This window comes from Micavibrio aeruginosavorus ARL-13 (genome assembly GCF_000226315.1).
Lineage (GTDB): Bacteria > Pseudomonadota > Alphaproteobacteria > Micavibrionales > Micavibrionaceae > Micavibrio > Micavibrio aeruginosavorus_B.
Map to the genome: position 1 here is coordinate 1,384,900 of NC_016026.1, position 17,141 is coordinate 1,402,040.

The 17,141-nt window shown below is 54.7% G+C and carries 14 protein-coding genes and 1 tRNA gene; 9 read left to right on the forward strand and 6 right to left on the reverse strand.

Annotated elements, in window-relative coordinates; genetic code table 11:
- Window positions 1-2: 2 nt before the first annotated feature.
- Window positions 3-78, reverse strand: a tRNA-His gene (locus tag MICA_RS06550).
- Between the two features lie 392 nt (window positions 79-470).
- Between MICA_RS06550 and glnA the strand changes: the two genes are divergently transcribed.
- On the forward strand, window positions 471-1,901 hold the full coding sequence (glnA, locus tag MICA_RS06555) for a type I glutamate--ammonia ligase (protein WP_014102928.1): 1,431 nt from the start codon (window positions 471-473) through the stop codon (window positions 1,899-1,901).
- Window positions 1,902-2,111: 210 nt separating this feature from the next.
- The gene (locus MICA_RS06560) at window positions 2,112-2,690 is read left to right on the forward strand and encodes a hypothetical protein (RefSeq protein WP_148260438.1); all 579 of its coding nucleotides are present in this window, start codon (window positions 2,112-2,114) and stop codon (window positions 2,688-2,690) included.
- A gap of 35 nt (window positions 2,691-2,725) precedes the next feature.
- On the opposite strand, the gene MICA_RS06565 is transcribed toward MICA_RS06560, so the two are convergent.
- Both MICA_RS06565 and MICA_RS06570 read right to left on the reverse strand, forming a co-directional pair.
- On the reverse strand, window positions 2,726-3,859 hold the full coding sequence (locus tag MICA_RS06565; RefSeq protein WP_014102930.1) for a hypothetical protein: 1,134 nt from the start codon (window positions 3,857-3,859) through the stop codon (window positions 2,726-2,728).
- On the reverse strand, window positions 3,856-4,239 hold the full coding sequence (locus MICA_RS06570; RefSeq protein WP_014102931.1) for an acyl-CoA thioesterase: 384 nt from the start codon (window positions 4,237-4,239) through the stop codon (window positions 3,856-3,858). Before MICA_RS06570 ends, MICA_RS06565 begins: the two co-directional genes overlap by 4 nt.
- Window positions 4,240-4,362: 123 nt before the next feature.
- Here MICA_RS06570 and parE point away from each other — a divergent pair, with 123 nt between their 5' ends.
- From parE to MICA_RS06585, 3 genes are all read left to right on the forward strand, one after another.
- Entirely contained in the window at window positions 4,363-6,402 is a 2,040-nt protein-coding gene (gene parE, locus MICA_RS06575; protein WP_014102933.1) for a DNA topoisomerase IV subunit B, read from the forward strand.
- Between the two features lie 177 nt (window positions 6,403-6,579).
- Window positions 6,580-7,179 carry a lipoprotein gene (locus tag MICA_RS06580; RefSeq protein ID WP_014102935.1) on the forward strand — a complete coding sequence of 200 codons (600 nt, stop codon included), beginning with the start codon at window positions 6,580-6,582 and terminating at the stop codon, window positions 7,177-7,179.
- 132 nt (window positions 7,180-7,311) lie between these two features.
- Window positions 7,312-8,853 carry an intermembrane phospholipid transport protein YdbH family protein gene (locus MICA_RS06585; protein WP_014102936.1) on the forward strand — a complete coding sequence of 514 codons (1,542 nt, stop codon included), beginning with the start codon at window positions 7,312-7,314 and terminating at the stop codon, window positions 8,851-8,853.
- Between the two features lie 4 nt (window positions 8,854-8,857).
- Here the strand turns inward: MICA_RS06585 and MICA_RS06590 are convergent, their stop codons facing one another.
- Both MICA_RS06590 and MICA_RS06595 read right to left on the reverse strand, forming a co-directional pair.
- Window positions 8,858-11,098, reverse strand: a complete 2,241-nt coding sequence (locus tag MICA_RS06590) for an LPS-assembly protein LptD (protein WP_014102937.1) — start codon at window positions 11,096-11,098, stop codon at window positions 8,858-8,860.
- A gap of 144 nt (window positions 11,099-11,242) precedes the next feature.
- The gene (locus tag MICA_RS06595) at window positions 11,243-12,712 is read right to left on the reverse strand and encodes a DEAD/DEAH box helicase (protein WP_014102938.1); all 1,470 of its coding nucleotides are present in this window, start codon (window positions 12,710-12,712) and stop codon (window positions 11,243-11,245) included.
- Between the two features lie 266 nt (window positions 12,713-12,978).
- Here MICA_RS06595 and MICA_RS06600 point away from each other — a divergent pair, with 266 nt between their 5' ends.
- Complete coding sequence (locus MICA_RS06600) at window positions 12,979-13,254, forward strand: hypothetical protein (protein ID WP_014102939.1); 276 nt, start codon at window positions 12,979-12,981, stop codon at window positions 13,252-13,254.
- 108 nt (window positions 13,255-13,362) lie between these two features.
- Window positions 13,363-13,602: a hypothetical protein gene (locus MICA_RS06605; protein WP_014102940.1), complete on the forward strand. Its 240-nt coding sequence runs from the start codon at window positions 13,363-13,365 to the stop codon at window positions 13,600-13,602.
- Between the two features lie 12 nt (window positions 13,603-13,614).
- Here MICA_RS06605 and MICA_RS06610 read toward each other — a convergent pair whose 3' ends face one another.
- On the reverse strand, window positions 13,615-14,577 hold the full coding sequence (locus MICA_RS06610) for a small ribosomal subunit Rsm22 family protein (RefSeq protein ID WP_014102941.1): 963 nt from the start codon (window positions 14,575-14,577) through the stop codon (window positions 13,615-13,617).
- A gap of 188 nt (window positions 14,578-14,765) precedes the next feature.
- On the opposite strand from MICA_RS06610, the gene MICA_RS06615 reads away from it, so the two are divergent.
- Window positions 14,766-15,971, forward strand: coding sequence for a glycine C-acetyltransferase (locus MICA_RS06615; protein WP_014102942.1), 1,206 nt, complete (start codon window positions 14,766-14,768; stop codon window positions 15,969-15,971).
- 119 nt (window positions 15,972-16,090) lie between these two features.
- Window positions 16,091-17,119 carry an L-threonine 3-dehydrogenase gene (gene tdh / locus MICA_RS06620; protein WP_014102943.1) on the forward strand — a complete coding sequence of 343 codons (1,029 nt, stop codon included), beginning with the start codon at window positions 16,091-16,093 and terminating at the stop codon, window positions 17,117-17,119.
- The last annotated feature ends 22 nt before the right edge of the window (window positions 17,120-17,141 follow it).

Here is a 17,141-nt window from a genome sequence, read left to right on the forward strand (position 1 = left end):
AATGGGGCGACTGACGGGGCTCGAACCCGCGACAACCCGGACCACAACCGAGTGCTCTACCAGCTGAGCTACAGTCGCCACATAAAAAGGCCGAAGGCCCCTGTAGATGCAGGATTTGCGAAATATAGTCAAGAGTTTCTCTTACATATTTCCACCGCGTCGCGGACAACATTCCCCACCTCCGGCATCCCCGCAAAAGCGGGGATCCATACGATAGGTACACATTGCCATGGATTCCCGCTTTCGCGGGAATGCCAGAGAAAGGGCGGCGGTAATAACAAGGGGGGAACAAAATGCACCACAAAAACCTGAAAAATATTTGTGCTTTGCGATAGACAGGGGCACACTGTCGTGATACTTAAAAGAGATAGCATAAAATTGCATGACAGCATTGCTTTTAAAGCATATCTAAAATGCAATGATTACAATAGCTTAGTTTAACACCCCTTTCGGAAGCATTAGAGGAACCCATGTCCGACGCAGAGCTGAACATCAAAAGCGTGGCCGATTTACTGAAGGCCATTACCGATCGCAACATTGAATATGTCGATTTTATTTTCACCGATCTGCGCGGAAAACAACAACACACGACCCAGCATGTCGATACGGTCGACAAGGACCTGCTGACCGATGGTGTGTTCTTTGACGGCTCTTCCATCGCTGGCTGGAAGGCCATCAACGAATCCGACATGGTTCTGATGCCGGATGTGACCCGCGTCACCATCGACCCGTTCACCGCCCAACCGACGCTGAAAATCTTCTGCGACGTGTATGACCCGGTAACGAAAAAACCGTATGTCCGCGACCCGCGCTCCATTGCCAAGGCCGCTGAGGCCTACCTGCAAACCACGGGCCTGGCCGATGTGGCCTATTTCGGACCGGAAGCTGAATTTTTCGTCTTCGACGATGTGAAATTCGCCGTACGCGGCAACAAAGTCGCCTATGAACTGGACGGCATTGAAGAGCCGAGCAACACCGACCGCACTTATGCCGATGGCAACATGGGCCACCGCCCGCGTGTGAAGGGCGGCTATTTCCCGGATGCTCCGGTGGATAGCGGCGTTGATCTGCGCGCGGAAATGCTCTCTGTCATGCGCACCATGGGCGTTCCGGTTGAAAAGCACCACCACGAAGTGGCCGCCAGCCAGCACGAACTGGGTATCAAATTCTCTACACTGGTCGATTGCGCCGACAACATGCAGATTTACAAGCATGTCGTTTTCAACGTCGCCCACGCCTATGGCAAGACCGCAACCTTTATGCCGAAGCCGGTTTACGGCGATAACGGTTCAGGCATGCACGTGCACCAATCGTTGTCCAAGGGCGGCAAGCCTTTGTTCGCGGGTGATGGCTATGCTGGCCTGTCTGAAATGTGCCTGTTCTATATCGGCGGCATTATCAAACACGCGCGCGCGCTGAACGCCTTCACCAACCCGACGACCAACAGCTATAAGCGTCTGGTCCCGGGCTATGAGGCGCCGGTTCTGCTCGCCTACTCCGCTCGCAACCGGTCCGCGTCCTGCCGGATTCCGCACTCCGTTTCGCCGAAGGGCAAACGCGTGGAAGTCCGCTTCCCGGACCCGCTGGCCAACCCGTATCTGGCCTACTCCGCCATGCTGATGGCTGGTCTGGACGGAATCAAAAACAAAATCCATCCGGGCGAAGCGATGGATAAAAACCTCTACGACCTGCCGGACGAAGAACTGCGCCGCGTCCCGACCGTGTGCGGCTCCCTGCGCGAAGCCCTCGAGTCCCTGAAACAGGACCACAGCTTCCTGCTGGAAGGCGACGTCTTCACCCGCGACATGATCGCCGGTTACATCGAACTTAAAATGGAAGAAGTCATGGCGTATGAGACCATGCCGCACCCGATTGAGTTCCAGATGTATTATTCGTCGTAGGATTTGCGATAGAGATAAAAAGAAAAGCCGGGGTGAAAGCCCCGGCTTTTCTTTTGCTCAAGCACCATGCTTCGCATATAAAATTGCACTATTAATTTGCAAAACTTTACATTGTAAACACATTTAGCACGAGTTAGTATTTTTGCGCCGGGCGTTTTGGTTTGTAAGAAAATCCACTGTGTCAAAACCACCTATAAGCATGAGAGCAATATGAAATCACAGCGTACCGGGTCATATACTAAGCCGCTTTGCTCCAAACACTCACGCAAGATAATTTTTCTTTCTTTAATTTTATGCGTGCAATTTATGCAGACCTCTTGCCTAGACAGCATGACAAAGCAAGATCGCGAATTTTCTACAAAAATCAAAGATCACATAAAAATGAAAGATGAAGTGATCAGAGTTTCTGAAATCCATCCCGGAAATTGGGAAAGGGTTTGTTTCACAGCAGCCGGCGCTGAGGGTGACGCTATAAGATCTGTATCGGAATTTAAAAACATAGAAGCTAATAATTTGATCGTAATCAACAGAGAACGATCAGACACACGTCACGGCGATATGTTCGAATGGGGAATTTATTTCTACTATCCTCCCAATAAAATTGAATATTTTAGAATCGATAATAGCGATATGTACCCAAATCAATTGGGCGCAACAGCGGATGATTACGCGTGTGCTTCCTATGAAAACGCCTACTTCAAGGCGATGCAAGATGAACGCGTGAATAAGTCTGGAAATGTTTATCTGAACATACAATTAACCAACATTAGACGAGAAAAACGTCAGTGAACTTTGCTCAATAATTGGCACAGGCCCTTACTATCCTACGGCCGCATCGACTGAATCACGCGCCCAAACGCTTCCGTATTCCCTGCCCACGTGTAGAAATCCACGTTCCGGGATGGGGTCAGCATGGTGACGATGTAGTAGTAGCGGTCTTCGATCAACACGGCGATCCAGTATTCGTGATCCTGGATTGATTTTTCCTTGTTGGTCATTTCGTAGACTTCGACGCGGTTATAGGACACCTGCGGCTGGAATTTGTAATCGGCGGGCTGTTCGATCATCGCGCCGATGACCATGCCGCGTTCTTCCAGCTCTTTCTGCAGCGCCTTCACCTCTTCGGCCAGCGTCGTATCCAGTTCGGTGGAGATGATATTGATATCAATTTCACCGTTCAGCGTCTTTTCATCGCGCGTGTTGATGACGCTGGCTTCCATCACGTCGATGGATTGGATGCTGGGCGCACGCAAACGCCACGATGTCGGATAATCAAAGCGCAGCAGGTCGAGGAACGCGAATGTTTGAATACTGCTGAGGCGAGAATCTTCCGGTGCGATGAAACTGAAGGAATCAATAATCGCATCCTGCATCCCTTCTTGCCCCTTCCACAGGGCTTCGGGGATATACACCATGCTCAAAATCATACGAGGGCCGTTGATTTCGGCGGTGGCGCGGACAACGAAGGGCGTGTCCTTTTCCATCTGAATATACAACGCCTCAACCCGGCGGTCGGACAGTTCCTTCATGCCCTGCAACGTATAACCACGTGAGAGGATATAATGCAGGAACCAGTTGCGGGCTGTAATTTCGTGGTCCAGTTCCAGCGCCATAATCACAAAACGGCTGCGCACATCGCCGGTGACCGGGCCGTAATAGCGCGCAACTTCACCCAACAGGCGCTTGCTCAAATCCTGAGAGCGCAGATTGTCATCGGCGGATTTTTTCCAATCCTTGGGCAGGCGGATTTTATAGGCGAGAAATTTGTCACCCAGCGGGGTGTCTTCATACAGCGTTGTGGCCGCTTCAAATTTGGCCGGGTCCATGGGGTAATCCGGCAATTCGCTGATTTTTTTGACGTCAAACGCCTGCGCCCAGGCCTTGGGCACGGCCAGCGTCACAACGCCAACCATCATCAACAAACACAGCACAGAAGATACGCGGAGCGGGTTTATCATGATTTTCTGATCTCCACAGGCTGACGGTCGTCACCGATGGCGACGAAGGTATACAGCCCCTCCGTCACCTTGACGTAATTGCGTGTATCACGGCGGCGGCACCAGCTGTCAATTTTCACGGTCACCGACGTGCGGCCCACGCGGGCGATCTCGGTATAGAAACTGATTTCGTCGCCGATAAAGACGGGCTTATGGAATTTCATCGCCTCAATCCCCACGGTCACGACGCGGCCCCCGACATAGTCATAGGCCCGGGCCGCCCCAGCCAAGTCCATATGGGACAGGATCCAGCCGCCGAAAATATCGCCATTGGCGTTGGAATCGGCGGGCATGGGAAAGGTCCGCAAACTGGGCACCTTCCCCGCGATTTCCGCGGGCATATCGAGAGATTCCTGTGCTGAACCGGGCTTATTCATGGGTTTTCGCTTGCAACAAGGGTTTGGGCGGTTAAGTATCCTATTCCACCGTACCGAAACAAAATACAGACCGAATGCGTTCATTTTATGGCTGATCTCTTTGCTAACCAAATGAAAAAACCGTCAAATTCCGCAAAAGACACATCTTATGGCGCCTCGGATATCGAGGTGCTGGAAGGTCTTGAGCCTGTCCGCCGCCGCCCCGGTATGTATATCGGCGGCACGGATGAGCGCGCGTTGCACCATTTGGTGGTCGAGATTCTGGATAACTCGATGGACGAGGCCGTGGCCGGCCACGCCGACAAGATCTATCTGACCCTGAAGGCCGACGGATCGGTGGAAATCAGCGATAATGGCCGGGGGATCCCGGTGGATGAACACCCGAAATACCCCGGAAAGTCTGCGCTGGAGGTCATTATGACCACCCTGCACTCCGGCGGGAAATTCAGCGGCAAGAACTATGAAACCTCCGGCGGCCTGCACGGCGTGGGGTCATCGGTCGTCAACGCCCTGTCCGAATGGATGGTGATTGACGTCGCCCGCGACAAGACCCTGTATCGCCAGAGCTTTGCCCGCGGCCTTCCGACCTCGAAGCTGCAGAAAATCGGCCCGGCCAGCCACCGCGGGACCAAAGTGTCCTTCCTGCCTGACCATGAAATTTTTGGCAAAAGCGCCAAACTGCACCCGTCCATGCTGTACCAGATCGCGCGATCCAAGGCGTATCTGTATCGCGGCGTTGAAATTCTCTGGGAATGCGACCCGGCCTGCCTGCCCGAAGGGGCCAAAACCCCGGCCAAGGCGACGTTCCACTTCCCCAATGGTTTGCTGGACTTCCTGACCGCATCCCTGCATGGCCGCCCGACGGTGACGCCGATGGCGTTCGCGGGTCAGGCAAAATTGCCCGATGATGCGGGCCGCGTGGAATTTGCTGTGGCCTGGCCGGATGATGGCGAAGGGTTCAGCCATACATATTGTAACACCGTCCCGACCCCGCTGGGCGGCACGCATGAAAGCGGCCTGCGCACCGCTTTGGCCCGTGGCCTGCGGTCCTATGGCGATATGGTTGGCAATAAAAAAGCCGGCATTATCACCGCCGATGATGTGATGGGTGGGGCCGCGATCCTGCTCTCCGTCTTTATCCGCGATCCGCAATTCCAAGGCCAGACCAAAGAAAAATTGGTCACCGCCGAAGCCACCCGCTGGGTCGATTCCGCGATCAAGGACCATTTCGACCACTGGCTGTCGGGCGATCCGGCCTCGGCCAAATTGTTGCTGGATACACTGATTGAACGTGCCGAGGAACGCCAGCGCCGCAAAGACGACAAGGACATGGCCCGCAAATCCGCCACGCGGAAATTGCGCCTGCCCGGTAAATTGTCGGATTGCAGCCGCACCAACGCGATCGATACCGAATTGTTCCTGGTCGAGGGTGACTCCGCCGGTGGATCCGCGAAACAGGCCCGCCGCCGCGATACACAGGCCGTTTTGCCGTTGCGTGGTAAAATCCTGAACGTCGTCAGCGCAACCAAAGACAAAATGCGCGCGAATCAGGAAATTCAAGACTTGATCCTCGCCATGGGCACAGGCATCGGCAAGGACTGCAAAATCGACAATCTGCGCTATGAACGCATCATCATCATGACGGATGCTGATGTCGATGGCGCGCACATTGCGTCATTGCTGGTTACCTTCTTCTATACGCAAATGCGCCCGTTGATTGAAAAGGGCCATTTGTATCTGGCCCAGCCGCCGCTATACCGCCTTAGCGCCGGAACGCTCAGCGCCTATGCCCGCGATGACGCGCACAAGGACGAATTGCTGGCGACCCAGTTCAAAAACCGCAAGGTGGATATCAGCCGCTTTAAAGGTCTGGGTGAAATGCCCGCCGCGCAGTTGAAGGAAACCACGATGGACCCGGACAAGCGCACGCTGATCCGCGTCACCATCCCGGACGCCCGTGCGGCGCTGGGCCTGACCGCCGAAACGATGGATGATGACACCGGCCCGACCATTGCCGCATCCGCCGACATCGACGATCTGGTTGAACGGCTGATGGGCCGGAATGCCGAGGCACGGTTTAACTTTATTCAGGACAACGCTGAATTTGTGCGGGATTTGGATATTTAAGGAAAAATTCCCATAAATATCAAGCAGATAGCCAAAACCTCATGGATTTTGGTCGTTTGTATACGCCCCGGCAATTTGTTATGTAAAATTTTATTGACAAAAACCCGCAGATCCCGTAATTTCACTGTTATTCCGCGCATAAACCAATGAAGCGCGATCAAAAAAGAGGGTGTTAAAATGAAAAAACAACTGTCCAAATATTTCGCTGGTGCCTTGCTGTCCACTGCCGCTGTGCTGAGCACGGGCTGCGCAACATCAAACCCGTATGGCGGTCTGCCGCAATATGGCAGCACGCAAGCTCCGGAACGCATGCAAAATACACAAGTTGCCCCGAACGGCGTTCGCATGGATCCATATGGTGCCCCGGTCCGCGTTCACTATAACGCCTGCGGTGCCTTGAATCAGGCTATTCGTAACACACAACCGTCCAACGGCACGCAACGCGCAATTACATCCAGCGTTGGTATGGCCGCCGGTGCAATCCGCAGTGGTCGCAGCAACCGCATCGGTGACATCGCAGCAGGGGCCGCCGTTGGTATTGTTGGTTCCATCGTGGGCGACCGCGCTAATCAGGCCATCAATCAACCGCGCATCAACCAGCTGGAAGCCGATTGCAACCAGCAACGCGCTTATGAAGACTGGAACCGCGTAAACCGCCAATACCAACAAATTCAGATGCAGCAAATGCGCCGTAACAATGGTGGTTATAACAACAACTACTACCAGAACGCGCAACCGTACCCGGCCCCGCAGCCGACCTATCGCTACGGCCAGTAAGCTTAACCGCATCACCAAGTTAAAAAGCGCCGGAGACACCCTCCCGGCGCTTTTTTCACTGGACCTTGCATTTTTCCATGGGCGCTTTTTTCATGATGGACAAAACGCCCATTCCGCTTATCCTGAAACCCGATGAAAAAGACCGTTATAAGCATTGCCGCCCTCCTGTTGATCGTCTGCGCCGGATTGGCGTTTGGCGGATCCGGGCTGCTGGCAAAATGGCGTGTGCATCAGGCGTTGGGCATGCTTGGCTTCACCCATGCCCACGGCGGTCAGGCCGAGTGGGCGGATGGTGGAATCATTCTGCGTGATATCAAGATTGATAAAGACGGGTTCAGCACCATCGAACAAATGCGCATCAACGGGCCTCTGGCCATGCTGATGCCATTTCTGGGCGGCATGCCATCCATTACCATTGACCGCGCAACATTGACGATTGATGCCGCAGCGTTGTTATTGCCGTTTCGCGGCGACATGAAATTCCCGCAACAATCCCTGCCTGCGCTTTTTAAAAAGAACAGCATTCAAAATATCGCACTAAACGCCGTGCAGATTGATATGAACAGCCCGGCGGGCGCTATCCGTGTGGAGGCCAAAGGACAAGCCACCACCCTGCCCGATGGCGGCGTGCGGTTGCAGGGCGTTGTTTGGGGTTCGCAATATCAACTCACCACGACAATCTCTGCCAATGGCGAAGTGGCAGCGGATGGGACACTCTCTGCCGATTTTGAAATTCAGGACGGCAAGGCCAACATGAAAACCATCATGGCCAGCCGCATGGGCGGCTGGGCCATCCTGAATGCCGCACCGAACCAACCCGTTACGATCAGCGCCCAATTGGCCGCCGGGCAATTCGTCTATCACGGCATTGCCATGAACGGCATGACGGCCACGCTCAACGGCCCGGCCCCAGCCATGAAAGCCACGATGCAGGCCGCGCTGGCCGGCGGAGCAAAGGGCACGAATATAACCGCGGACTGGGCCGGAACCATTGGCAAGACCGAAAGCGCCACCATCCGCGCACAGGTGGACAACGCCGCCGATCTGTTCGCCGCCTTGGGCGCGGGTGTCTTAAAACAAAACGGCCACGCCATTGCCGTACCGAGTGATGACGTGCGTGAAAAACAATCGCGGCCAGGCATGATCGTTACAGCAACAGCCCGCACAACGGCCCCGCAAAAAACCTATGACCTGTCCATCACCGGATTGGATAACGCGGAATGGATGCGTGGGGAATGGCGGCATATGCCAAGCATGATTGAACTGGACATCCACAATCTGGACATGGATGAATTTACGTCGGTTGCCGGGTGGAAGAATACGCGGCTGTCAGGCACGCTGACGGGCCTGGCCGGAATTATTTTCACACCGAATGAAGGATTGAATATTCAGGACGCCCTGTTCCGCACGGCATCATCCGGTACGCTGAAATTCGGCGGCGATGAATTCCCTGACCACATTACGATTGAGGATGCGGGAACCAAGGAAACCCGCACGTTGATGAAAAATTTCGATTATGGATTGATTGAAATTTATATTGATGGCCCAGGCGCTGGCCCAATGGATACCGATATTACAATTGGCGGCCGCACAGCAGGAAACCAGTCAAAACCTGATATCATCCAATTGCACAGCAAAGCCGGATTGATGGGATTGGTTGGATTAACCCCTTAAAAGGTCAATCATCATCGTCATCGCTAGAGCTGGACAGGTTCACGCCCGACGTTGAAAATTCACCAATCTGCTTCAGGCCGATCCGGAACATAATCTCCGTCCCGCTTTCACCCGATGAATCACGCGTCAGGTTACGCTCCAGCGTGCTGGAGAGAGTGAAACACTGGCCCAGATAATCCAGGCCAAAAATTGCTTCACGCATTCCTTTTTCTTCATCGTTACTCATGTCGTACAGAATACCTGTACGCGCCTGCCATTCTTCGCTGAAACGATAGGCCAGCGCCCCACGGATCTGTTCACGGTCCTCGCTCAGCTCTGCACCTTCAATCGCCTTGGTGTATAAATACTGGCTTCCCAGCGTAATCGCCCCCAGATAGGCAATGGCGTCCACTTCGTGACGGCGCGATGACATGTCATCCTGATCCAGCTGGAAGCGGTAATTGACATCCATCATATCCTTGTAGCTGGCAATAACCTGCCCCACCAGGTCGGATGTATCTTCGGATAAACCGGACCCTTCCGGGAACGGCGTGGTATTATCGTCCAAACGATAGCTTTGACCAAGGAACACTTCACCCTTGCTGCCATCATAGCCATACACGCCCGTCCGCACGCCGTATGTCGCATGTGACCCATCTTCAATCCGGTCATAACCGGGGAAACGGTCGCTGGAAAACAGGTTACTGGCGTCCAGCTGAACGTCCTGACTGTCTTCGTTCGGGATGTTACTGCTTTCTGAACTGATGTTCGGCGATACGGTCAATGCGGCTTCCGGCGCGATCACCAATTGCGAACGCTCGAAATCCTTCGCCACAGGATAGGTTGTCACGATATGCGCACTGGCAAACCCGCGTGTCTCTTTGCCTTCGTTGCTGCGACCCGGTTCCGTGTCGGCAATATCGCGATCTGATGTATAATACCCATCGCCCCGCAATTTCAGGTCAACCGTGGTCAACAATCCCGTATCGCTAGTCAGGCGGCGTTGCCAGCCCAGTTCCGCAACAATCCGGTCCATGTCCTGTCCGCTACCCTCACGGTGCAGGTTCAGGACAGAGAGATCGGCACTCCATCGCCCGCCCAGCATCTGGCCCGGTTCACCCAGCATGGACACCTGCATTTCCGGCAGGACATTGGGCTGGTCACGCTGTTCTTCGCGGATACGAATATCCTGGAACGACAGCAAACGCCCAACGGCGTAATTTCGCCCCGAAAAACGTTCAACGTAAATCTGGTTTTCCAGCACGTCATCATCGCTGAAATCATACTGGCGCATATACTGGTCATCCGATGCGATTTCCAGCCCAATCCCCGCGCGCCATTTTTCATTGATGTTCCACAAGCCATCGGCAATCAGGTGGCCGCGCGCTTCTTCATCTTGCTCAACATCCTCACCACCGACATCTTCGGTCCGGCTGGAATAGGTCGCGCCGCCACTCATTTCCAGATAGGCATTGTTGAAACGATGGCGATATTCGCCAAACACCAGCGGCAATTGATCGGTCATCGCCGTCACGCCAATCGTCGCATCGCGGTGCGGATCAATGGCGTAGTAATAGCTGTTGCTGATTTGCAGGCCCAAATCACTGCTGTATCCAAAACTGGGCGTCAGCAATCCGCTTTTCTGCTTCACCGTACCGTCGGCATGGGACACATACGGGGTCCAGAATACAGGCACGCCGAAGACATCAAACGTCGCATTGTGATAGATGATGCGCTGTTCTTCCTTGTTATGAATGACCTCACCCGCGCGGATCTGCCAGACAGGCTCCGCATCAGGATTGGTTTCACACGGTTCGCATGGAGTATAGGCGGCTTTGCTCAACGTGGTGACATTTCCGCCTGCGCGCACACCACGCTCCGCCCACAGACGCGATCCGTCCTCCAATGTCGAATAGACATGATCGACATAGCCTTCCGTCATCTGCCGGGATAATTCCAGTTCCTCGGCGCGGTGTACATCGCCGTTGGCTTCGGTCAGCACGACATTGCCCACGGCCTTGGCCTTATCCGTCGTCAAATTATAAATAACTTTATCGGCCTTCAGCGTGCGGCCACCCTGCACCATTTCAACGTTGCCCGTTGCGGTGACGGTTTGGGTTTGATCGTCATGGACCAGATTGTCGGCGACAAAATCCACCGGGCCTTTTTCAGGCTCCAGCGTTTGCGCAACGACAGGCGTCCCCGCCAGACAGATCAGGCAGGAACATAACAACGCGGCTTTACGCAAACGGAAAAGGCTGGACATGCCATCCCCAAAGACAATTTAGAAAACGAAAAAGAGGCCCGGCGAATGCCAGACCCAACCCCGCCCCCATGATCATGGATGCGCCGAGGCAAGTCAAGCCAACGGATTGAAAAAACGGCAGATTTTATAGGATTTTATGGTCGATTACTTCCGCAGAAACGCCGGCAGATCATCCCCGAAGCTGGCCGGCCCGTCATCATCATGGTCCCGGCGCGGGCGTTTATTGTGTTGGGGGTTTTGCTGCTGCGGGCGTGGCTGTTCGCTGCGCTGGTCACGGGCTTGCGGCGGGCGTTGCTCACGCGGCGGTTGGCGTGGCTGATCATCCCGGCGGGGGGCAGCATCCTCACGGCGCGGCCCACGGGCCTGTTGCTGGCCACGGTCATTGCGTCCGCCAGCCTTGTGGTCACGGCCGCCACGATCACGACCACCGCGACCACCTTCGCGGCCACTCTCTCTACGACCTTCGCTGGCTTCACCCGGCTGCGGCGCATCAAAACCCTCAACCGTTTCAACCGGGATCGGTTTTTGAATGCGCTGTTCAATCGCGGCGACATATTTCGTGTCATCCGGCGTGGCCATGGTCCAGGCGCGCCCGGTCATGCCGGCGCGGCCCGTCCGGCCAATACGGTGCACGTAATCATCGGCATGCATCGGCACATCGAAATTGAACACGTGCGATACGGCATCAACATCCAAACCACGCGCGGCCACGTCACTGCAGACCAGCAAGCTGACCAGACCTTCTTTGAAGTCCAGCAACGTTTTTGTACGGGCGGATTGCACCATGTCACCATGCAACGGCGCGGCGGCATAATTGTGGTTCTGCAGGAATTTTGCCAGACCCGCGATATCTTTTTTCCGGTTGCAGAAAATGAACGCGTTTTTCACGTCTTCCTGCTGGATCAAAGCATCCAGCAATTCCATCTTCTGACGTTCCTTCACCCACACCAGCGCCTGACGCACATTGGCGTTGGTTGACGCCGGGGCCGCAACCGCAATGGTTTTCGGGTTGCTGAGGAATTTGTCGGCCAGACGTTTAATTTCCGGCGGCATTGTTGCAGAAAACAGCAATGTCTGACGCATCGGCGGGATCTTGGACACGATCTTCTCGATATCGGGAATGAACCCCATATCCAGCATACGGTCGGCCTCGTCGATCACCAGAACCTTGATGTCGTTCAGCAGGATATTCCCGCGTTCGAACAGATCCAGCAAACGACCCGGCGTTGCGATCAGAACATCCACACCGCGATCCAGCAATTTAATCTGGTCGCCCATGGATTCACCACCGACCAGCAAAGCCTTGGTCAGCGCGTTGTACTTGCCATAGGTGTCAAAGTTTTCGGCAACCTGTGCCGCCAATTCGCGTGTCGGAACCAACACCAGCGAACGCGGCATCCGCGCCTTGGCCCGGCCACCGGACAGAATTTCAATCATCGGTAATGTGAAGCTGGCCGTCTTGCCCGTACCCGTTTGCGCCAGACCAACAATGTCGCGCATCATCAAAACCACGGGGATGGCTTGTTCTTGAATGGGGGTCGGTGTGGTGTAGCCGCATTCTTCAACGGCTTTCAGAACTTCAGGGCTCAGGCCCAAATCTTCAAAGGTGGTCATGCAATCGTTTCAATCTGATGGTTCATCTGGCGGGCCCGGATGGCCGGCCAATACGTGTAAAGGTCCTTGAATTTGTGGGCTTTTCATAGCGTATGACCCGCCGTAAAGCAAGCTTTACAGGGATAAAGCCGTGATCGGACGGGTTTTTGGCTCCTATTCTTAATAATATGAAAAATATATTGACGTCCGCTTAAAAACGGCGCAAATTCGCCCACGAAATCAGCCCGAATGGGCACACCCCCAAAGGATAATAGAGGAATCGTACAATGAGCGCACAACACACCTACACCGTAACCCTAGCCGATCAAAACCTGGTCTCCCCGCACGCCCACATCGAAGAAATGGAAAACGCAATTTCCGACATGGCGTTTGTATTCAACTTCACAGCCGATATCGTCAAGAACCCGGTTGGCAAAGATGGTAAACTGAGCCTGAAACTGGTTGCAAACGAAGAATTCGCCGAATTGGTTGAAAACACCGCTGGCGTAGAATCCATCAAAAAACACGCGCACACCCCGTGCTGCGGCGGTTGCAAACCGTAAGCTGTTTTTGATAGATAACGATTGAAAGAAGCCGGGCCATCCATACGCGCCCGGCTTTTTTAACCAACGATAAAAAAGTAAAAACTGCGGTATAGAGAAAGCACAACGATGTCCGACAAATACATTGTCACACTGCACAGCCACGATTCCAAACATCAGGATAAAATGCGCGATGCCCTGCTCGACATGGGCCGTGAATTTAATCAGGCCGTTTTGGTTCTGAAACGTGCCCCGTCGCATGAAGGGCAACAACTGACCCTGATCTGCAAAGAAAACTTCGTGGAACAGGTTGAAAACACGGATGGCGTTAAATCCATTGTAAAAACCGGGCCATCGTACCAGATGTAGATATTTCTCGTTTTACAACGAGAAATCGACAGCATCGCCCCAATCAAGGTGCTTGATCTCTTTGTACCGCGGATCGCTTTTGGCGATCTGCGCCGTACCGAAATCGCCTTGATCATCACACATTTCCACCTGCATCACCTTGGCCCCGGCCACATGGCCCAGCACGCGCCCTTGCGGCAACGCCACCGGCATTCGGGAAAACGCGATGTAGGAGAATTTTTCATCTTCATACCCAAGCGCCCCGCCCTTCAATGACCGATGCAGCTTGCTGCGCTCCACCCGTTGGGAAAAATGGCACCACCGTTTTCCCGCATCATGTAACGGGCACGTCCCCATTTGCGGGCACGGTGCGGCTATATATGCGCCTTTTTCCAGCAAATGGTCACGCACACCTTGCACCACGGCGCTGCCCTCTGGCGTACCGGGTTCGATAATCACCAATGTGCCGGAACACGCGGCCCAGAGCTTATCAATCACCGCCGCCCGCGCCCGTGCATTCAGTTCATTCAAAACATAGCCCGCCGTGACCAGATCGAAGTCTTTCCCCGGCATTTCAACCCCGACCAGATCGCCATTGATCCAATTGCCATTGGGTACCAAACTGGCCCCGATGCCGCGCAAATGCGCATTGGGTTCAATCAATGTCACCTGACGCAAGCTGTCGAAATGATCCAGCGCGGCCAGCGCCACCGTTCCCGGCCCGGCCCCAACATCCAGCATCGTGCGGGGCGTAAAATCATCCGGCAAGCGACCCAGCACGTGTTCCGCCGCACCATAAGTGGCGGGCAGACGCGTACCGACATAGGCCAAGGCCTCGGCCCCATCGCGGATTTGCAGGTTGGCGCCCTCCTTGGCGAAGCTGCCTTCACGGCGATAGCGCGTTGAAACGGCCTCGGCGGCATCCCGCACGGCGTTCAACCCCGTTCCGGCCATCAAATTATCAATTTTTTCGCGCAAATCTGCGGGGATGGGCATAGGTTAAGGTCCTTTCGCAACCGCATCATACAGACCCGCACCCGGTCCTTCAATTCCGGCCTTCGCGGTGCTATTGTGGCCCCGCATTTATAGGCCGCCACCCCGGCGAAAGCCGGGATCTTCCAGCCATAACGGACGAAGACCCCGGCGTACGCCGGGGTGACGCCAAGAGATAAAGGATTATACCGATGAAAACCGCCCTGCTCGCTCATCTGGACCGCGAAATTGCCGCCGTCCGCGCCGCTGGACTGTATAAAAGCGAACGCATCATCACCTCGCCGCAAAGCGCGGACATCACGGTGGCCAGCGGCGACCATGTTCTGAATTTCTGCGCCAACAACTATCTGGGGCTGGCGAACGATCAGGATCTGATCGACACGGCAAAGGATACGCTGGATTCCCACGGCTTCGGTATGGCCTCCGTCCGTTTTATCTGCGGGACACAGGACATTCACAAAACGCTGGAACGCAGCATCAGCGAATTTCTGGGCACCGAAGACACCATCCTCTACTCCTCCTGCTTCGATGCCAATGGCGGGTTGTTTGAAACCCTGCTGGGTGAGGAAGACGCGATTATCAGCGACGAATTGAACCACGCCAGCATCATCGACGGCATCCGCCTGTGCAAGGCGAAACGCTGGCGTTACAAAAACAACGACATGGCCGATCTGGAAAAAGCATTGATCGAGGCCAAAGATTGCCGCCACCGTTTGATCGCCACCGACGGCGTATTCTCGATGGACGGCTTCCTCGCCAACCTGCCCGCCATCTGTGATCTGGCCGAAAAATACGACGCCATGGTCATGGTGGATGACAGCCACGCGGTCGGATTCACCGGACCAAACGGCAAAGGCACCCCGGAATATTGGGGCGTGCAGGACCGGGTGGATATTATCACCGGCACGCTGGGCAAGGCCCTGGGCGGCGCATCGGGTGGTTACACCTCCGGCCCGAAACAGGTGATTGAATGGCTGCGCCAGCGCTCCCGCCCGTATCTGTTCTCCAACACGCTGGCCCCGGTGATTACCGCGACGGCTGTGGCCACACTGGATAAACTCTCCGGCAAAGGCGGTGCCGATCTGCGGCAGCGCCTGAAGGACAACAGCCAGTATTTCCGCGCCGAAATGACCAAACTGGGCTTTGAACTCGCCCCCGGCGACCACCCGATTATTCCGGTGATGATTTATGACGCGGCTTTGGCCACACAATTCGCCGACGCCATGCTGAAACGCGGCGTATACGTTGTCGGTTTCTCCTATCCCGTCGTGCCGCAAGGCAAAGCCCGCATCCGCACCCAAATGTCCGCCGCGCATACCCGTGCGCAATTGGACAAGGCCATTGCGGCGTTTGCCGAGGTTGGTAAAGAACTGGGCATTTTGAAGAAAGCCGCATAAACGGAAATAAAATACACAACCGTCATACCGGCGAAGGCCGGTATCCATGCAATAGACCGTATGGACTCCGGCCTGCGCCGGAGTGACGAGAAAGAAAGTAACGATAGAGGACACTGACCATGAAATCCCTGATGAAAGCAAAATCGGAACCCGGCATTTGGATGGCGGACAGCCTGAAGCCGGATATTGGCCCTAATGATGTTCTGATCCGTATTAAAAAATCCGCCATCTGCGGCACGGATTTGCACATTTACAAATGGGACCAGTGGGCGCAGAAAACCATTCCCGTGCCGATGGTCGTGGGCCATGAATATGTTGGCGTGATTGAAAAGGTCGGGTCCGAGGTCAAGCACCTGAAACAGGGCCAACGCGTGTCCGGCGAAGGACATATCGTCTGCGGTCATTGCCGCAATTGCCGCGCGGGCAAACGTCATTTGTGCCCGAACACATTGGGCGTTGGCGTCAATCGCCCGGGCAGCTTTGCCGAATTTCTGTCCATTCCGGCTGACAACGTCTTCCCCATTCCGGATGACATTGACGATGAATTGGCCGCCATTTTCGACCCGTTCGGCAATGCCGTTCACACCGCCTTGTCCTTCGATCTGGTCGGTGAAGATGTGTTGATCACCGGGGCCGGGCCGATTGGGTGCATGGCTGTGCCCATTTGCAAACATGCCGGCGCGCGCCATGTGGTGATTACTGATGTGAACCCGTACCGCCTGCAACTCGCCGAAAAAATGGGGGCCACGCGTGCGGTCAACGTGGCCAACGAAAAATTATCCGATGTCATGGCCAATCTGGGCATGAAGGAAGGCTTTGACGTTGGTCTAGAAATGTCCGGCGTGGAAAGCGCGTTCCAGCAGATGATCGGCAACATGATGAATGGCGGCAAAATCGCCCTGCTGGGGATTCCGCCCGGCGGAAAAATGGATATCGACTGGAATCAGGTGATTTTCAAGGGCCTGATTATCAAGGGGATCTACGGCCGGGAAATGTATGAAACATGGTACAAAATGGTGTCCATGCTGCAATCCGGGCTGAACATCCGTGATGTCATCACCCATCGCTTACCCATCGACCAATATATCGACGGGTTCGAAGCCATGAAATCTGGCCAGTGCGGGAAAGTCATCCTGAACTGGGATTGATAAATAAAACCCCCGGAAATCC